Origin of the sequence: Exiguobacterium sp. s181 (assembly GCF_018617125.1) — a bacterium.
Classification (GTDB): Bacteria; Bacillota; Bacilli; order Exiguobacteriales; family Exiguobacteriaceae; genus Exiguobacterium; species Exiguobacterium profundum.
Genome location: NZ_JACSJM010000001.1, coordinates 648,993 through 666,277 on the forward strand (window position 1 = coordinate 648,993; position 17,285 = coordinate 666,277).

Consider the following 17,285-nt stretch of genomic DNA (forward strand, 5'->3'; position numbering starts at 1 on the left):
AGGTAATTGACGTGCAACCAAATTGAAGGGGGAAAACGAACGTGAAACAAGAAATGCGTGAACTGATTCTCCAGCAAGTGAAGGAAGGCAAGATGACAATCGAGGAGGCGATGACGCAACTCGAACGTCTCGAGCGACTCGAACCGGAACAGGTTCAAGCGCTTGAAGAGCGACAGGATACAGAAAAGGTCGATGCCTATTCGGTTGAATCGCTCACAACGAAACTGACATCTGCAGTGGAGGGGCTCGTAACGAAACTTCGCGACAGCGACTTTTCGTTCAGCTCGAACTTTGGTCCGGAAGTGACGTATTCAAAGTCGTTCCCGTTCACAGGTAGCGACATCTCGCTCGATCTGTTCAATGCGTCGGCGACGATCGTCTCGTCTGATGCTGAGGATTGTGAACTGATTGTCACGGGTCGTCCGCTTCGTCAACAAGACGCGGATAAGGCGCTCGAACAGTTACAGTCTGCGGTCAAGCACTCTGTCATTGGTGATCGTCTCGTCGTTTCGCTCCGTGACAAACTCGTCCGGGCCCACGTGGAACTGTACGTCCCGCACCACCATTTCAACCGCCTTCTTGTTCAGACGTTGAACGGCGAAGTCCGTGCCGATGGTCTCGATGTCGAGAACGTTCGTGTGCAAACCGCAAACGGGCGTGTCGTGCTCCATGACGTGCATGCATCCGAACTATTACTGAACACTGGTAATGGGACAGTCGAGGTAGAAGGTGTCGAAGCGGAACTCGTTCACGTTCGGACCGGAAACGGTGCCGTCATCGTCGGTGGGAAGTACGATAAAGCCTCCCTCAAGACAGGGAACGGAAACATCCGCGCGGAACTGGCGACAGCTCGTCCTGCCAAGTTTGAACTCGCGTCACTCGCCGGAAACATTCGACTCGTGTTACCACATGGCGTCGAGGTCGAAGGGGAGCTCGAGACGAACTTCGGTGGTCTGCATTGCTTGCTCGATGAGCTCGAAATCATCCGTGACCGTAAGGACGTCGCACAGCGTCGTCTGGAATTCTTGTCGGGTCGTGGTCAAACCCCTCGCATCGAAGTCGAGGCGGGGACGCGTACCGGTACGATCGATTTGGAGCACGGTTCGGTCTATACGCCATCCACATTCCTTGATGAAGATAAAGTAGAACCGGCTGACCCGGTCGATCCCGTCGACCCGGGCGATTTGAACAATCCGTTCCATCAACAATAAGCAAATCCCGAAGGCTGAGCCTTCGGGATTTTTTGATTATAGATTCATTTCGTACTCCATCTGTTGCCAATCCATCATCTGCGTATCAAACAGAGGGAAGGCGCTGATAGCAAACACGATGAAGAGGATCGGTCCGGCAATCAAGAGAATGATTCCAAGAAGGCGCATCGACTTCGAGCGATTCCAATAGAAGATGATGGCGACAATCATGGAGATGAGCGCTCCGGACAAGAAGAATCCGATGATGTTCAAGATGAACAAGAGCAAGATCGTCTCGTTTTTCGTCGCAGCATATTCTTTCCACATATCGATTAACGATTTGATGATGTAAACGAGTGACCCAATTCCAATCACTAGCGCAAATAAGATGACAATTCCGAATAAACCTCCCATTATTCCACCTCCTAGTTAGCCTATACCCTACATACGAACGGTGTAATAGGATGGTTTCAACAATTTTTTGACACGTTCTTGATCACTTCCCTAGCCCGTCTTAGAAAGAGCTATGATACAATAATGAGCGTGAAAGGGGCAGATACTGATGCAAAATATCGTACGTACCGCTCAAGTCGTTGAGCGTTTTAAACTTCAAGTGATTGCGGGAGAGGAAGGACTTCATCGACCGGTCGCAACACCCGACCTGAGTCGACCGGGTCTCGTCCTTGCTGGCTATTATACGCACTATGCCAAAAACCGCCTGCAAGTGCTTGGGAAGACGGAGTTGACATTCTACGCGAGCCTCTCGGAAGAGAAGCGTCGTGAGCGCGCTAAAATCTTGTGTACGGAACAGACGCCAGGAATTTTAATCACGCGTGGCTTTGATATTCCAAAAGAAATCGAAGAAGAAGCGGAAGCGGCAAACGTCCCGCTCATGCGGACGAATGCGGTGACGACCTCAATCGAATCACAAATCACGAACTTCCTAGAGATGGAACTCGCACCGATGACAGCGATGCACGGCGTGCTCGTTGACATTTACGGTGTCGGTGTCCTCATCAAGGGCCAGAGTGGTGTCGGGAAATCTGAGACGGCACTTGAACTCGTCAAACGGGGGCACCGCCTCGTCGCCGATGATTCAGTCGAGATTCGTCAAACGGGGGACCATCTCCTCGTCGGATCAGCACCGAAGCTCATTCGTCACCTGCTCGAGATTCGTGGGATTGGCATCATCGACGTCATGACGTTGTTCGGTGCGGGTGCGGTTCGGTCGCATAAAAAGATCAGTCTCATCGTCAACTTGGAGAACTGGGACGCGGGCAAAGTATACGACCGTGTCGGACTCGACCACAATACGATGAAAATCATCGACAGTGAAGTTCCTCTCTTGACCATCCCCGTTCGACCTGGTCGAAACTTGGCAGTCATCATCGAGGTCGCAGCGATGAACTATCGTCTGCAAAATATGGGAATCAATACGGCTGAAGAGTTCGCAGAACGTCTCGCGAACGCGATTCAGGATACTGAAGGAGACTTGTGAGCATGGTAGAACCGACATTTGATCGTGTGGCGTTTGAGATTGGCTCTTTGCCAATCTATTGGTACGGCATGATTATCGCCTTTGGGGCGATGCTTGGTCTCGTCCTCGCCTTATACGAAGCAAAACGTATCAATTATGATTCGGAACGACTCGTGGATGTCGTCATCTGGTCGATTCCGATCAGCATCGTCTTCGCGCGCATTTATTACGTGACGTTCCAATGGGATTATTATTCAGAGAACCTCGGACAAATCATCGACATTCGTCAAGGTGGGATTGCCATTCATGGAGCCATCTTCGGTGCTCTCCTTGTCGTCATCGTCTATTGTATGCGAAAGTCGATGTCGTTCTGGAAAGTGACGGACATCTTGGCGCCATCGCTTCTTCTTGGACAAGCCATTGGGCGTTGGGGAAACTTTATGAACCAAGAGGCACATGGTGGCGAGACGACGCGTAGTTTCTTGCAAGATACGCTCATGCTACCAGACTGGATAGTCAATCAGATGTACATTGATGGGACTTATTATATCCCGACCTTCTTATATGAAAGTGTATGGAATATCATCGGGGTCATCCTTCTCGTCGCGTGGCGCATGATTGGCAATCCACGACGTGGTTATATCTTCTTGTCGTACCTCATCTGGTACTCAATCGGTCGCTACAATATCGAGGGACTTCGTACGGACAGTCTCATGTCAGGAGATTTGCGTGCGGCCCAAATGGTGTCGATCGCCTTGATCTTATTCGGTATCGTCATGATGATCCTTCGCCGCAACGCGAAACGGTACAACGACCCATCAGAGAAAGGATTGTTTGATTAATGGATACGCTCTTATTTGATTTAGACGGTACATTACTCGATACGAACCCGCTCATTATCGCGAGTTTCCGCCATACGTTCGACTACTACTTCCCAGAGCAAACGTATCGGGATGAAGACATTTATCGATTCATCGGACCAACGCTCGAAAAGTCGTTCCGTGAACTCAACGAGCCGGAATGGAAAGAGATGCAAGCCTTCTATCGGAGCTTCAACATCGCCATGCATGACCAACTCGTCGCGGAGTATCCAGGGGTCATCAAAGGGCTATACCGCCTCCATGAGAAAGGATACAAGATGGGCGTCGTCACGTCGAAAGGTCGTCCGGTCGTCGAGCGCGGGCTTCGATTGTTCAACATCGACCACTTGTTTGATGTCGTCGTGACGGCGGATGACGTCGAGAACGAAAAACCTCACGCCGAACCGGTCGAACGTGCGCTCAAGGCGCTCGGTTCGTCACCAGAACGCGCCGTCATGGTCGGAGACAACGACACGGATATCTTCAGCGGGAAAAATGCCGGAACGAAGACGGTCGCTGTAGGCTGGGCCCTCAAAGGGCGTCCGTTCCTCGAATCGCTCGAACCGGACGTCATCATCGACTCGATGGAACATTTCGAGGCGTGGCTAGACGAGGTCAGTATTCATGCGTAAGACGACACGATATCACATCGAGGGACCGAATCCGCTTTGGCAAATGTATCAGACGATTCGCTTTCTGCGTGTCTTCAAAAACACGACGGTCGTTCTGGTCGGTCGTTACTTTCCGTCGGTGAAGGCAAAGCGTTGGCTTTACCAGACGTTCCTCGGGATGAATATCGGAGAATATAGTGCCCTTGCTCTCATGGTCACACCGGACGTCATGTTCCCGGAACGTATCACGATTGGTCGCAATACGGTCATCGGATTCAATTCGACGATTCTCTGTCATGAGTATCTCGTAGACGAGTATCGGATCGGGGACGTCATCATCGGTGATGGCGTATTAATCGGTGCGAACGTTACCATCCTGCCAGGGGTAACCATCGGGGACGGTGCCGTCATCGGCGCGGGCGCGGTGGTGCACCGTGACGTCTTACCAGGAGAGCGGGTCATCGGTTCAAAGCTTCAATCGTTGACACATATTTGACACAATTTTTCGCAAAATGTTTTCATGAGCATTTTGTTCGTACAGAATCAATAATACTTGAGCGGTATCACTTTTTTTTAAAGAGATGCCGCTTTTTCATGGATAAATGTACAGAAATGAAGCTATCATATTTTCGTTCAAAAACAATTTTTGAACCTAGTAAAAAATATTCATTATAGAGGGAATATAGTCGCAATTTTTTTTAACTTTTTCAGTTGCCCTCGTTGTTCGAGTGCGGTATTCTTATCCCTGCAACTAAAAAAGATTTAGAGATGATGTGGAGGATTTAGAATATGGAAGCGAACTATGAAGCAGTAATGACGCTACCCGAACCAGAATCTCCGCTCGCTGCGGAGCTCCACTACTATAGAGGTCGTCGTGCGTTACGTGAAGGTCGCCTGGATGAAGCGACTTTTTTCATGGCTGAAGCGACAGCGGCAGCCACGCATCGCGTCGACTATCATAAACAGTACGCAGAACTGTTATTTGAAGTAGGGGAGGTCTACCACGCCAATGACGTGTGGAAACGAGTATTAGAGCTCGATGAGACCGCAACAGAGGCACTGTATCACTTAGCAAGCAACTGTGCCTATGTCTCTCAATATGAGGAAGCGGCGCACTATGCATCCGAATATCTCGCCTGTGACACAAAAGGTCACTTCACGGAAGCTGTGCAATCCCTTCTTGAACTGATCGAACTCGAACAAGAGCTCGAGGACGAGGAAGAAGACGAATTGATCACGTGGCATACGGAAGCGCAGCGTCAAATCGATAAAGGACGATTGTTTGCGGCAAAGGCGACACTCGAGCGTCTCATCGGTCAATATCCATCGTTTTGGCCAGCATACAACAATCTGTCGGTCGTCAGTTTTTACCTTGGTGATGACCAAGCGGCATTCCGGACGCTCGAATACGTGCTCGACCAAAATCCAGGCAACTTGCATGCAATCTTGAACACGATTCTCTTGCTCCATGAAGCGGGTCAATCGGAAGCGGCGATGCAATTGTCGACACCGCTCACGCGTGTCCGTCCACTCCAAATTGACTTACGTTATAAATTGGCGACGACACTCGCGCTTGTCGGACATTACGACCGTGCGTATGAAGAATTGCGTCTATTGAAAGACCGCGGATTCCGTGGGGACCCATTGTTTGGGCATTGGCTCAGCGTGTCTGCCTACAAGACAGGACGATTTGAAGAGGCAGCCACCTACTTGAACAATGAAGAGATGAACCAGTTTGAAGAGAAACAAAGCTTCGACATTCGAGAAAACCTCGAATTTCGTTCGGCGCTCGTCCAAGGATTGCGTCAAGAGAGCGACTTGGCTCGAATCGAGATTATCCGAATCATCGCCAACTTAAAAGATGACGAAGCGTTCGAAGCGCTCGCACTCACGAATGCCGTGACGGAAAACGAGACGGTCCGTGCGTTCGCAGAGATGTGTCGTGCCGACCTTTGTCAGCAACCGTTCAACGGAGACGTCCGGATCAAGCGTGCGTTTGATGCGCTCGTCTTGGCTGAAGCACATGTATCCGAAGCGGAACGGATGAGCCTAGAGGGCGACTTCTATGAGCGTTTCGCGATGCTTCTGTTGTCTGATGAATCATTCATGGACGTAACGGCATCGGCCGCTGCGCTCGTCTGGATGTTTTATACGAAACGGGACGCATTGATTCTCGAAGATTGTGCGGACGCCTTCCATCTCTCGGTCGACACGTTGACAGAGACGGTCCGTTCGTTCAAACGGACACTCGAACAAGCATAAAGATAGACGATACCCTTATAGGTTTCTTATACTAAAGGCAATCAATTTCTTGCAGAGGTGGAATCAACATGACAGAAGAAAAAATTTATGACGTCATTATCATCGGTGCCGGTCCTGCCGGAATGACCGCTGCGCTATATGCTTCACGAGCGAACCTTTCAACACTTATGATTGAACGCGGGATTCCAGGTGGTCAGATGGCAAACACGGAAGACATTGAGAACTATCCGGGCTATGACAGCATCCTTGGTCCTGACTTGTCTCAAAAAATGTTCGACCATTCGAAAGCGTTCGGTGCGGAGTATGCATATGGGGACGTGCAAAGCATCTCGGATGAAACACAATATAAAATCGTCCATGCGCACAACCGTGACTATAAAGCACGTGCAATCATCCTCGCCTCTGGTGCTCAGTATAAGAAAATCGGCGTACCGGGAGAAGAAGAACTCGGTGGCCGTGGCGTATCGTATTGTGCGGTATGTGACGGAGCGTTCTTCAAAGGGAAAGATTTGTTCGTCATCGGCGGTGGCGACTCGGCTGTTGAAGAAGGTGTCTTCTTGACACGCTTTGCGAACAAGGTGACGATCGTTCACCGTCGCGATGAGCTTCGCGCTCAGAAGATTCTTCAAAAACGTGCGTTCGACAATGAGAAGATCGATTTCATTTGGAACCACACGTTGAAAGAAATCACAGAGAAAGACGGGAAAGTCGGTGGGGCTCGTCTTGTCAGCACAATTGACGGGACTGAGACAGACCACGAGATCGACGGCGTCTTCATCTATATCGGCATGAACCCGATCACCGGGTTCGTCCAAGACCTCGGCATCACGAACGAGCAAGGATACATCGTCACGAACGAGGCGATGGAAACGAACATCCCAGGGATTTTCGCTGCCGGCGACGTTCGCGAGAAAACGCTTCGTCAAGTCGTCACAGCGACGAACGACGGATCGATTGCCGCTCAGAATGCTCAACACTTCATCGAGGGACTCCTCGAATCGTTGCAAGAACAAAACGCATGATTCAAGAAGGTAGGACTGCGGGGGACCGCGGTCCTTCTCTTTTTTTCGGACGTTCGTTATACTAGATGAAGAGAGCTACACACACGGCTCGGTTGTCAATTTTAAGGGGGCGTCAGCGAGATGGAAGACTTTAAAGGATTAGAAGAATTGATCATCATCAGTGGGATGAGCGGGGCTGGGAAGTCGGTCGCCATGAATAGTTTCGAGGACCTCGGCTATTTCTGCGTCGACAATTTGCCACCGGTACTCTTACCACAATTGATTGATGTCATCAGCTCGGTCCGACCGAAAATCGCGGTCGCCATCGATACACGGACACGAGACTTTATCGATAGCTTGTTCATCGTCATCGACGATTTGGAAAAGAAGAACGTGCATCCGCACCTGTTGTATTTAGAGACGCGGGACGACGTGCTCGTTCGCCGTTATAAGGAGACGCGACGGTCCCATCCGCTCGCACCGGAAGATGCGCCACTCGTCGGCATCAAGATGGAGCGCGAACTGTTAGAAGGATTCCGTGACCGGGCCCACACGTTGTATGATACGAGCGACTTGAAGCCACAGATGTTGAAGGACCGCATCCTCCAACAGTTCAACGAAGAACGGATCCCGTTCACAGTCAACTTCATGTCGTTCGGTTTCAAACACGGAGTGCCGCTCGATATCGACTTATTGTTCGACGTCCGTTTCATCACGAACCCATTCTATATCCCTGAGCTCCGTCCGCTCACGGGTCAGACGACAGAAGTACAAGAGTACGTCATGTCGCACCCGGAAGCGCGAGCGTTCTATAAGAAGTTGATCGACATGCTCGAGTTCCTCCTTCCGCAGTATAAACGGGAAGGGAAGACGCAAATCGTCGTGGCGTTCGGCTGTACCGGCGGGAAACACCGGTCGATCACCTTCGCTGAGAAAGTGTCGGAGCACTTTGCTGAACGTTATAACGTGAAGACGGTCCACCGCGACCTCGTTCACGCGACGAAGGAGAAGTGACATGAGACGAGACCGGAAAGTAGTCGCCATCGGCGGAGGGACAGGGTTGTCCACTCTCGTTCGTGGGTTGAAACATTATCCGCTCGACATCACGGCAATCGTCACCGTCGGGGACGACGGCGGAAGCTCGGGACGTCTTCGTGACGAGTTTCATATGTTGCCTCCTGGCGACATCCGTAACGTCATTTTGGCGTTGTCGGAAGTTGAGCCGTTAATGGATAAGATTTTGCAATACCGTTTCGATACGGGATATGGATTAGAAGGGCATTCCCTTGGAAATTTGATGCTCACGGCAGCGACTCACATCTGTGAGGGTTCGTTCGTCAAAGCGATCGATGTCATGTCGCAACTCTTGAACGCACAAGGGAAAGTGTTGCCAGTGACAGAGACGCTCATGACCCTCGCCGCCGAGTTCGAGGACGGCACCATCGTCAAAGGGGAGTCCAAGATTCCGCTACATGAGCAACCGATCAAGCGTATGTTTTTACTCGAGGAAGGCATTGAACCGGCCCCGGGCGTCGTCGAGGCGATTGAATCGGCGGACGTCATCGTGCTCGGTCCAGGAAGCCTGTATACAAGTATCATTCCAAACCTTCTCATCTCGGCGGTGCGGGAAGCCATCATCCGCTCGAAAGTCCCGGTCGTCTATATTTGTAACGTCATGACGCAACCAGGTGAGACGAAAGGCTATGACGCGATGAAACATTTAAAAGTCATCGAGTCGTACCTTGGGAAGGCATCGATCGACACGATTGTCGTCAACAACGAGCCGATTGAAGAAGAGTATTTGGAGCGTTATCGTGAGGACGGGTCGGAAGAGGTCCGCTTCGATCGGAAGAAACTCCGAAACTATGGGACGAACGTTCTCGCTGGGGACATCGTCGATTATAACCGGGAGTATATCCGTCATGATTCCGACGCCATCGCCGGACTCGTCATGCAGCGGGTGCTCCGAATCAAGAAGCCACGTTCGTTTCAAGAATTGGAACTGAAATAAAGATTGTTGGAAAGACAGAAAGGAGGGGGACTCGATGAGCTTTGCATCAGATGTGAAGAAAGAATTGACACAACTTGAAGTGACTGACGCGGAAGCGAAGGCGGAACTGTCGGCACTCGTTCGGATGAACGGGGTCATCTCGCTCGCCCTAGGACGAGGCATGACCTTAGATGTCTCGACGGAGAACGCCTCGATCGCCCGTCGGATTTACTCGTTGATGAAACGTCTTTACGACCATCCGTTAGACTTGTTCGTACGGAAGAAAATGCGTTTGAAAAAGAACAACGTCTACATCGTCCGCGTGTCACAGCATGCGGAGACGATGCTTCGGGACCTTGAGATCCTCGGAGAGAATTACGAGATGATCCGGACACTGAACTCGGATATGACGGGGGACGAGAACTTAGCACGCGCTTACTTACGTGGTGCGTTCCTCGCCGGCGGGTCGATCAACCATCCGAAAACGTCGTCGTACCACCTCGAAATCTATAGCTTGTACGAAAACCATAACCAGGCGCTACGTGATTTGGCGAACCGATTCGAGTTGAACGCGAAGACGCTCGAACGGAAAAAAGGGCATATCTTGTACATGAAAGAGAGCGAGAAAATTTCAGATTTCCTCAAGCTGATCGGGGCGACCCGAGGTATGTTGGAGTTTGAAGACGCACGAATCATCAAAGATATGCGGAACTCCGTCAACCGTCTCGTCAACTGTGAGACGGCCAACTTGAACAAGACGGTCGGTGCAGCATTGCGTCAAGTCGAGAACATCAAGTTCTTGGAGCGGACGGTCGGGCTCGACGTCTTACCGAAAAAATTGCGGGAGATTGCTGAACTGCGTGTCACACACCAGGACGTTTCGTTACAGGAACTCGGGGAAATGCTCGAGTCCGGTCCGATTTCGAAGTCAGGAATCAACCATAGACTTCGTAAAATTGACCAGATTGCCGAGCGCGTGCGCAGCGGCGATGAGATCGCATCCTCGTGATGCGGTTGCACCAAAACCATTCTTCCTATATAATAAGCAATTGTGTATAGGTTTTATGAATAGCGAATTAAAGGAGCTTCATCATTATGTCGAATGAAAAGAAAAGATTATCGCTCACGATCGACGCTAAGCTCGACCAGGTCATCACAGAGCGTGCCAAAGAAATCGGGATTCCGAAAAGTGCACTCGTCACGTTTGCCACAAGCCTCTTCTTGAACCAGCTTCGTGCAGAAGAGTTGTTGAACGGGGACAAGAACGCAATCTACGAAGTCATTCGTAAAGACTACGAGTTGCTCACGAGCGTAAAGAATCTAGATAACTAAGTAAAAGGTTGACTGCGGTCAGCCTTTTTTAGTTGCATCTCTCTAAGAAATTTGGAATAGTGGTGATAATGAATTGGAACGGAGGTCGATCAAATGGGTCAAATCTTACTCATCCTACTGCTACAACTAATCTACGTTCCGGTGTTGACGCTCCGGACGATCATGCTCGTGAAAGGGAAGACCGTCATCGCCGGTCTATTCGGAACGCTAGAGACGCTCATCTATATCTTCGCGCTCGGCATCGTGTTCCAGGATCTGACGACGGTCGGGATGATCGTGTATGCGGTCGGTTTCGGGCTCGGGATCTTACTTGGCGGTTTCGTCGAACGGAAACTCGCCATCGGTTACAACATGATCCAAGTCCATACGAAAGAATATCCGGCGGAGCTCATCCAACAGATGCGTGACAACGGATATGGGGTCACGCATTATCAAGGGCAAGGACGTGACGGGGTCCGTTACCGTCTTGACGTATTGGCGGCCCGCACCCGGATGAAAGAATTGCGTGAACTCGTCGAGAAACATGAACCGAAAGCGTTCCTCGTCGCATTTGACCCGATCGACTTCAAAGGCGGTTATATGATGAAAGGACTGCGTCGCCCGAAATGACGCACAAGACTCACGAACGTGGGTCTTTTTTTGTTGGAGTAGGGATTTTATCTCGTGACAGGGAACTAGTGAAGAAAGGGGATGAGACCGTGAAACGAAATCGGAGTGTGTGGATGATCTTACTATTTATACTTGTAGGGGCGGGTATCGTTTATTTCGCCATGACCTTATTTGGAGATGGAGAGGACGGTGTCAAACCGCCGCTCCCGACGGTTCGTGTCGGCTCGGTGTCTGCGGAAGTGGAACAATCGACGTACTGTTGGGAATCCGGCAATCAAGCGACGTGCGCCGATTACGGACTACCAGAAGCGGACGACCTTCAACTGATCACCGTCAAACCGGGCGACCGAATCGATGTCGTCTATCATGCAGAACCGATGACGTCGAGTTTCAATCGAATCGAGGATGGGGAACTCGTTCCTTCTGAACTCGTCGTTCCGGACAAGCCGGGCATCTATCTCTATGAAGTCGGCGGAGAGTGGTCGCAAGGAGATAGCCGATACGTCTTCGGTGTCCGGGTTCCTGAAAACTAATGGTTGACCTGCCTCTAAGGGATGGCTGTACAGTGAAAGTAGGAGGTGGGGAAACGGTGATACCAATCGGAAGAGTCGCGCATGTGACCGGATTGTCGGTCAAGGCGATCAAATTTTATGAAGCGCGCGGATTGGTCCGCCCGACGCGGACCGAGAATCAGTATCGAATGTACGGGATGGAAGAGATTCGACGGTTGAGCGAAATCAAACGATTACGTCAAATCGGACTTCGTCTCGAACAAATTCAATCGGGTCTACCGGTTGATACATTGTTAGAAACACGATTGGATGAAGTTCAAGTAGAAATCGAACGACTTCATCGAATCGAGAGGCAGATTCGATTGATGCAAGCAGGAGGGAACGACATGAAGATTAGATATGAGACATTGAATGAAGCCATTTCCGTCTATGGATATGGTGGTACGTTAGAGGAGATTCCGCATATGTGGGCCAAGCTTCAACCGGAACTGACGACGGACGAGTCGTACGGAGTCTGTCTCCCGCAGGAGAACGGTTATGTCGCGGGCATGACGAACCCGGTGTCGGGAGAAGATGCGCGTCGTGTCGAACTGACGGAAGGGAACTATATCGTCGCGACGGTGGAGGGAGGCATCCCGATGATTCCGTCGACGTATGAGCAGCTAGTAAACGTTCCAGACGTGACGCTACGAGACGCGGTCGACTTCGAGCGCTATATTCACGGGCAAGGGGGAGCGGACGACATCATTGAGATTTGGATGCCGATTGAATGAAAAAGACGTTTCCCGCTCAAACGGGAAACGTCTTTTGTGTGATTAACGTGTCATGACTTTGTCGATGAGACCGTAGTCTTTCGCTTGGTCAGCTGCCATGAAGTAGTCACGCTCTGTATCGCGCTCGATGACTTCAAGAGGCTGTCCAGTGTTTTCTGCCATGATTTGGTTCAACTTCTCGCGCATCTTGATGATGCGTTCTGCGTGAATCTTAATGTCTGACGCTTGGCCTTGTGTGCCGCCGAGCGGTTGGTGAATCATGATTTCTGCGTTCGGTAATGCGAAGCGTTTTCCTTTTTCACCGGCTTGGAGCAAGAAGGCACCCATCGATGCGGCCATTCCGATACAAATCGTCGACACGTTCGGCTTGATGAAGTTCATCGTGTCATAAATCGCCATACCCGCTGTGATCGAACCACCTGGGCTGTTGATGTAGAGTGAGATGTCCTTTTCTGGGTCCTCAGCTGCGAGGAAGAGGAGCTGTGCGACGATGGAGTTCGCGACGTTGTCGTCAATCGCACTTCCGAGAAGGATGATACGGTCTTTGAGCAAGCGTGAGTAGATGTCGTACGCGCGCTCCCCACGGCCTGTCTGTTCGATAACTGTTGGAATTAACATTGAATCTGCCTCCTTTATGTAGGTTGTAATTTCATCATACCTGTATAGTCAATGATGGTCAAACGATAGTCATCGTTTTTCACCTATTCCACGATTTTCTCGTCGTGAAACGAAAAAGAGGCCAGGCAATCTGCCTGACCTCTACATCTGATACACCCGGAGAGATTCGAACTCCCGACACCTGGCACCGGAAACCAGTGCTCTATCCCCTGAGCTACGGGTGCATATCTGTGACACGAATTTATTATACATTTGTTTTATTAAAAAAGCAATCCTGTTCGCATAGCTTTTTTGAGCGCGACGGAAGCGGGTTCGCTACAATAGAAAAGAGGGGGGGAGAACGATGCAACGGCAGGAGCAAAAACAAATTCAGCAACAACAGATGACGCAAGACCTCGTGCAGCGGTTACCGGTCCTTGAAGCGGATCGTCTCGCGCTCGTATTCCGGTTGGCGCGTCTTGCACGGCATAACCCGAACATTCACATCGGGAGCGGGGACGTCGATTGGATTGCAGATGCGGCAAGCTCGTTTGAAGAGAAGCTGTTCACACAGATTCATGAGGGGAGCGGCAGTGAGTCTGAGAAAGCGTTGCGACGACAACTCGTCCTCTTGCTCGACCATCGGGGGTTATTGCCGGATGCGAATGAGGTGTTGGCGGAGCGACTCGGTGTCGACGTCACTCAAATCGAACAGGCGAGGCAGGCGCTTTTATTTCTTGAACCGACGGGGATCGGGTCAAGAACGGAACGGGAGTGTCAATATCGACATGCGATCGAACATGAGGACCCTCGCGTCGTCGATGTATTCGAAGCGATCGAGAGTGGGATGAGTCCTCAACAGATGACGACTGCTCTCGCTATTTCAAATGAGGAATTGGCAAGTCTTGAACGAATCGTCGCGACACTTCCGAAACGTCCTCTATTATATGAAGAAACGGGTCATGTTTTTCCGGAACTCGAAGTACGCTATGAAGAGGGGACACTCGTCACGACGTGGCTCAGTCCGGAACTCGACGAAACGCGTGTCGGGAATGACCGCGAGGCGAAATGGTGGATGACGTCCCTCTCGATGCGGAACGAGACGCTGCGTGAGATCTGGTCAATCATTGAAGCACGTCAGACCGAGTGGCTCCAAGGGGAACTCGTTCTCCATCCGTTGACCCGGCGGACGGTCGCGCAACTCATCGGGAAACATGAATCGACGGTCGGCCGAGCCATCCAAGGGAAGTTCGCTAAGACAGAGGGTGGCATCATGGAGTGGCGACACTTTTTTGTCCGGTCGACAAGTCGTGGGCATTCGCCGTTTATGATTAAACGAACCCTTGCCGAATTGATTCAACGGGAAACGGCACCACAAAGTGATCAGGCGCTTGCGAATGAATTGATTCGATACGGTTATCAAGTGACCCGGCGGACGGTGACGAACTATCGGGAAGAGCTTGGATTCGGCAATTCACGCGAGCGCGAGCGACAGGTATGGAAGGGATGACGAAAATGAAATTAACATTATATAAACGCGACAATTGTTCACTATGTGACGAGGCGGTCGTCATGCTCGAATGGTTACAGGAAGATTATCCGATCGAACTCGAACAGGTCGACATCACGGGGGATGAGGTGCTCGAGGCGAAGTACCTCTTTGAAATCCCCGTTCTCATACATGAAGGTGCGGTCATCAGTCAAGGGCGATATGATGACAACAAAGTTGAAGATTTTGTTAAGTATGCGCTTACATCAAAAAAAAACGTTTGAAGGGGTTGCCAGACGGAAAAGTGATTGATAAGATGAACTCGTAGCGGTGGGACGCAAATAAAAAAGTGGGACAAAAGTTGTCCACGCTGAAAGTCGAGGGGGTATGAGCATGATCCAGCAACTGATTCACGTTCAGAAGCAAATTGTCCCTGACCTGCTCGATACGCTCCGACATCGTTACGATATCTTACATTATGTCCGCTTGATGCAGCCGATTGGCCGCAGGACACTCGCGACGAGCTTGGGACTGACCGAACGGGTACTCAGACGAGAAGTCGACTTTTTGAAAGACCAAGGTCTTCTTTACGTCGCTACTCAAGGAATTTCCCTCAGTGAGACGGGACGAAACGTCTTACGAGACTTGCACGAGATCATGGGAGAACTTCTCGGAATCTCAGAAGTGGCAAGAGAGCTCGAAGAGAAATTAGGGGTTCGCCAAGTCGTCATCGTACCGGGTGACTCGGATGAGACATTCTGGGTTCAACGCGATATCGGACGGGCGGCGGTCACGCAACTAAAAGCGCGGCTCGCACCGGATGATAATGTGATTGCGGTAACGGGAGGAACGACGATGGCATCGGTCGCGGCGATGATGTCGCCCGATAAAAAAGAACGCCCGATGCATTTCGTGCCCGCACGTGGAGGTCTTGGAGAGACGCTTGAACTTCAGGCGAACACTGTCTGTTCACGCATGGCGGACCGGGCCCACGCAGACTATCATCTTCTACATATTCCGGATGAAGTATCACAAGAAACATTCGACCGGATGGTGGAGGAACCTAGCATCAAAAATGTGCTGGAAATGATTAGAGCGGCGCGAATTGTGGTACATGGAATTGGTGAGGCAGAAACGATGGCAAAGCGCCGTCACGCATCACCGGAGCATTTGCGGATGATTGAACGGCATGACGCCGTCGCCGAGGCATTCGGATATTATTTCAATGCTGAAGGTGAGATCGTTCATCGCGTCAAGACGGTCGGGATCCAACTCGAAGAGCTGGATGACATGGATACCGTCATCGCGGTTGCCGGAGGGAAATCGAAGGCACAGGCGATCGCTGCTTATGCGAAACACACGTCGAACATCATCCTCGTCACAGACGAAGGTGCGGCGAAAGAATTATTAACTTGTTATTAAAGAGTTGACCCCCCGTTGGCTCTTCAATAAATAGCTTCTACCCTAAGGAGGAAATTAACATGGCAGTAAAAGTTGGTATTAACGGATTTGGACGTATCGGTCGTTTAGCATTCCGCGAGATCATCAAAAACGAAGGAATCGAAGTTGTTGCAATCAACGACTTGACAGACACGAAGATGCTTGCGCACCTTCTTAAGTATGACACGACTCAAGGTCGTTTCGACGGAGAAGTTGAAGTACACGACGATCACTTCCTCGTAAACGGAGAGAAAGTGATCACGCTTGCTAACCGTAACCCTGAAGAACTTCCATGGGGAGACCTCGGTGTAGACATCGTTCTCGAATGTACTGGATTCTTCACTTCAAAAGAAAAAGCTGAGCTTCACTTGAAAGCTGGCGCGAAGAAAGTTGTGATCTCGGCTCCTGCTACAGGTGACATGAAGACTGTTGTTTACAACACAAACCACGACATCCTCGATGGTACTGAAACAGTTATCTCAGGTGCTTCTTGTACAACAAACTGCTTGGCGCCAATGGCTAAAGTACTTCAAGACCAGTTCGGAATCGTTGAAGGTCTCATGACGACAATCCACGCTTACACTGGCGACCAAAACACGCTTGACGCTCCACACCCGAAAGGTGACTTCCGTCGTGCGCGTGCAGCTGCAGCGAACATCGTTCCTAACACAACAGGTGCTGCGAAAGCAATCGGTCTCGTAATCCCTGAACTTCAAGGAAAACTTGACGGTGCTGCACAACGTGTACCAGTTGCTACAGGTTCACTCACTGAGCTCGTAACTGTACTCGACAAGCAAGTATCTGTTGACGAAGTAAACGCAGCAATGAAAGCAGCAGCGAACGAGTCGTTCGGTTACACAGAAGACGAAATCGTTTCTTCTGACATCGTTGGAATCACATACGGTTCACTCTTCGACGCGACTCAAACGAAAGTCATGACAGTTGGCGACAAGCAACTCGTTAAAACAGTTTCTTGGTACGACAACGAAATGTCTTACACTGCACAATTGGTTCGCACAGTTAAGCACTTCGCTAACATCGCGAAGTAATTTCGTGAACTAAATAGAATCAAATAGGAGCGGAAACAAGAGATTGTTCTCCGCTCTATTTATGAAATGACACGCACGACATATGGAGGCGAA

20 protein-coding genes and 1 tRNA gene are annotated in these 17,285 nt (G+C 50.5%); 18 read left to right on the top strand and 3 right to left on the bottom strand.

What is annotated here, in order from left to right; genetic code table 11:
• The first annotated feature begins 41 nt into the window (after positions 1–41).
• Entirely contained in the window at positions 42–1,211 is a 1,170-nt protein-coding gene (locus tag KNO70_RS03400) for a DUF4097 family beta strand repeat-containing protein (RefSeq protein WP_214730413.1), read from the top strand.
• Between the two features lie 36 nt (positions 1,212–1,247).
• On the opposite strand, the gene KNO70_RS03405 is transcribed toward KNO70_RS03400, so the two are convergent.
• Positions 1,248–1,604, bottom strand: a complete 357-nt coding sequence (locus KNO70_RS03405) for a hypothetical protein (protein WP_214730414.1) — start codon at positions 1,602–1,604, stop codon at positions 1,248–1,250.
• A 148-nt stretch (positions 1,605–1,752) separates the two neighbouring features.
• Here KNO70_RS03405 and hprK point away from each other — a divergent pair, with 148 nt between their 5' ends.
• The 13 genes from hprK (at position 1,753) to KNO70_RS03470 (ending at position 12,617) form a co-directional block, all read left to right on the top strand.
• Complete coding sequence (gene hprK / locus KNO70_RS03410; protein ID WP_214687188.1) at positions 1,753–2,688, top strand: HPr(Ser) kinase/phosphatase; 936 nt, start codon at positions 1,753–1,755, stop codon at positions 2,686–2,688.
• A gap of 2 nt (positions 2,689–2,690) precedes the next feature.
• A complete protein-coding gene (gene lgt / locus KNO70_RS03415; protein ID WP_078147312.1) occupies positions 2,691–3,509 on the top strand; it encodes a prolipoprotein diacylglyceryl transferase in 819 nt (272 codons plus the stop codon).
• Positions 3,509–4,159, top strand: coding sequence for a pyrophosphatase PpaX (gene ppaX / locus KNO70_RS03420; protein WP_078147311.1), 651 nt, complete (start codon positions 3,509–3,511; stop codon positions 4,157–4,159). Before lgt ends, ppaX begins: the two co-directional genes overlap by 1 nt.
• The gene (locus KNO70_RS03425; RefSeq protein ID WP_074036278.1) at positions 4,152–4,634 is read left to right on the top strand and encodes an acyltransferase; all 483 of its coding nucleotides are present in this window, start codon (positions 4,152–4,154) and stop codon (positions 4,632–4,634) included. The genes ppaX and KNO70_RS03425 overlap by 8 nt, the downstream gene beginning before the upstream one ends.
• Positions 4,635–4,927: 293 nt before the next feature.
• Positions 4,928–6,400 (top strand): tetratricopeptide repeat protein, encoded by a 1,473-nt coding sequence (locus KNO70_RS03430; protein ID WP_214730415.1) that lies wholly within the window; start codon positions 4,928–4,930, stop codon positions 6,398–6,400.
• 68 nt (positions 6,401–6,468) lie between these two features.
• Complete coding sequence (trxB, locus tag KNO70_RS03435) at positions 6,469–7,422, top strand: thioredoxin-disulfide reductase (protein ID WP_078147309.1); 954 nt, start codon at positions 6,469–6,471, stop codon at positions 7,420–7,422.
• Positions 7,423–7,542: 120 nt separating this feature from the next.
• Positions 7,543–8,415 carry an RNase adapter RapZ gene (gene rapZ, locus KNO70_RS03440; RefSeq protein ID WP_214730416.1) on the top strand — a complete coding sequence of 291 codons (873 nt, stop codon included), beginning with the start codon at positions 7,543–7,545 and terminating at the stop codon, positions 8,413–8,415.
• A gap of 1 nt (position 8,416) precedes the next feature.
• Positions 8,417–9,412 carry a gluconeogenesis factor YvcK family protein gene (locus tag KNO70_RS03445; protein ID WP_078147307.1) on the top strand — a complete coding sequence of 332 codons (996 nt, stop codon included), beginning with the start codon at positions 8,417–8,419 and terminating at the stop codon, positions 9,410–9,412.
• A 34-nt stretch (positions 9,413–9,446) separates the two neighbouring features.
• The gene (whiA, locus tag KNO70_RS03450; RefSeq protein WP_012726921.1) at positions 9,447–10,400 is read left to right on the top strand and encodes a DNA-binding protein WhiA; all 954 of its coding nucleotides are present in this window, start codon (positions 9,447–9,449) and stop codon (positions 10,398–10,400) included.
• Positions 10,401–10,486: 86 nt separating this feature from the next.
• Positions 10,487–10,723 (top strand): hypothetical protein, encoded by a 237-nt coding sequence (locus KNO70_RS03455; protein WP_012726920.1) that lies wholly within the window; start codon positions 10,487–10,489, stop codon positions 10,721–10,723.
• 93 nt (positions 10,724–10,816) lie between these two features.
• Positions 10,817–11,332, top strand: a complete 516-nt coding sequence (locus KNO70_RS03460) for a DUF2179 domain-containing protein (RefSeq protein WP_012726919.1) — start codon at positions 10,817–10,819, stop codon at positions 11,330–11,332.
• An 89-nt stretch (positions 11,333–11,421) separates the two neighbouring features.
• Entirely contained in the window at positions 11,422–11,865 is a 444-nt protein-coding gene (locus tag KNO70_RS03465; RefSeq protein ID WP_240499841.1) for a hypothetical protein, read from the top strand.
• Between the two features lie 56 nt (positions 11,866–11,921).
• Entirely contained in the window at positions 11,922–12,617 is a 696-nt protein-coding gene (locus tag KNO70_RS03470; protein WP_168169853.1) for a MerR family transcriptional regulator, read from the top strand.
• Positions 12,618–12,659: 42 nt separating this feature from the next.
• Here KNO70_RS03470 and clpP read toward each other — a convergent pair whose 3' ends face one another.
• Both clpP and KNO70_RS03480 read right to left on the bottom strand, forming a co-directional pair.
• Entirely contained in the window at positions 12,660–13,235 is a 576-nt protein-coding gene (gene clpP, locus KNO70_RS03475; RefSeq protein WP_012726916.1) for an ATP-dependent Clp endopeptidase proteolytic subunit ClpP, read from the bottom strand.
• A gap of 151 nt (positions 13,236–13,386) precedes the next feature.
• Positions 13,387–13,459: transfer RNA gene (locus tag KNO70_RS03480), tRNA-Arg, on the bottom strand.
• A gap of 119 nt (positions 13,460–13,578) precedes the next feature.
• On the opposite strand from KNO70_RS03480, the gene KNO70_RS03485 reads away from it, so the two are divergent.
• The 4 genes from KNO70_RS03485 to gap all read left to right on the top strand — a co-directional run bounded on the left by KNO70_RS03485 (position 13,579) and on the right by gap (position 17,192).
• The gene (locus KNO70_RS03485; protein WP_214730417.1) at positions 13,579–14,724 is read left to right on the top strand and encodes an RNA polymerase factor sigma-54; all 1,146 of its coding nucleotides are present in this window, start codon (positions 13,579–13,581) and stop codon (positions 14,722–14,724) included.
• 5 nt (positions 14,725–14,729) lie between these two features.
• Positions 14,730–14,987: a glutaredoxin family protein gene (locus KNO70_RS03490; protein WP_251025518.1), complete on the top strand. Its 258-nt coding sequence runs from the start codon at positions 14,730–14,732 to the stop codon at positions 14,985–14,987.
• A gap of 109 nt (positions 14,988–15,096) precedes the next feature.
• The gene (locus tag KNO70_RS03495) at positions 15,097–16,125 is read left to right on the top strand and encodes a sugar-binding transcriptional regulator (RefSeq protein ID WP_012726913.1); all 1,029 of its coding nucleotides are present in this window, start codon (positions 15,097–15,099) and stop codon (positions 16,123–16,125) included.
• A gap of 59 nt (positions 16,126–16,184) precedes the next feature.
• Complete coding sequence (gene gap / locus KNO70_RS03500; protein WP_012726912.1) at positions 16,185–17,192, top strand: type I glyceraldehyde-3-phosphate dehydrogenase; 1,008 nt, start codon at positions 16,185–16,187, stop codon at positions 17,190–17,192.
• Positions 17,193–17,285 lie beyond the last annotated feature (93 nt).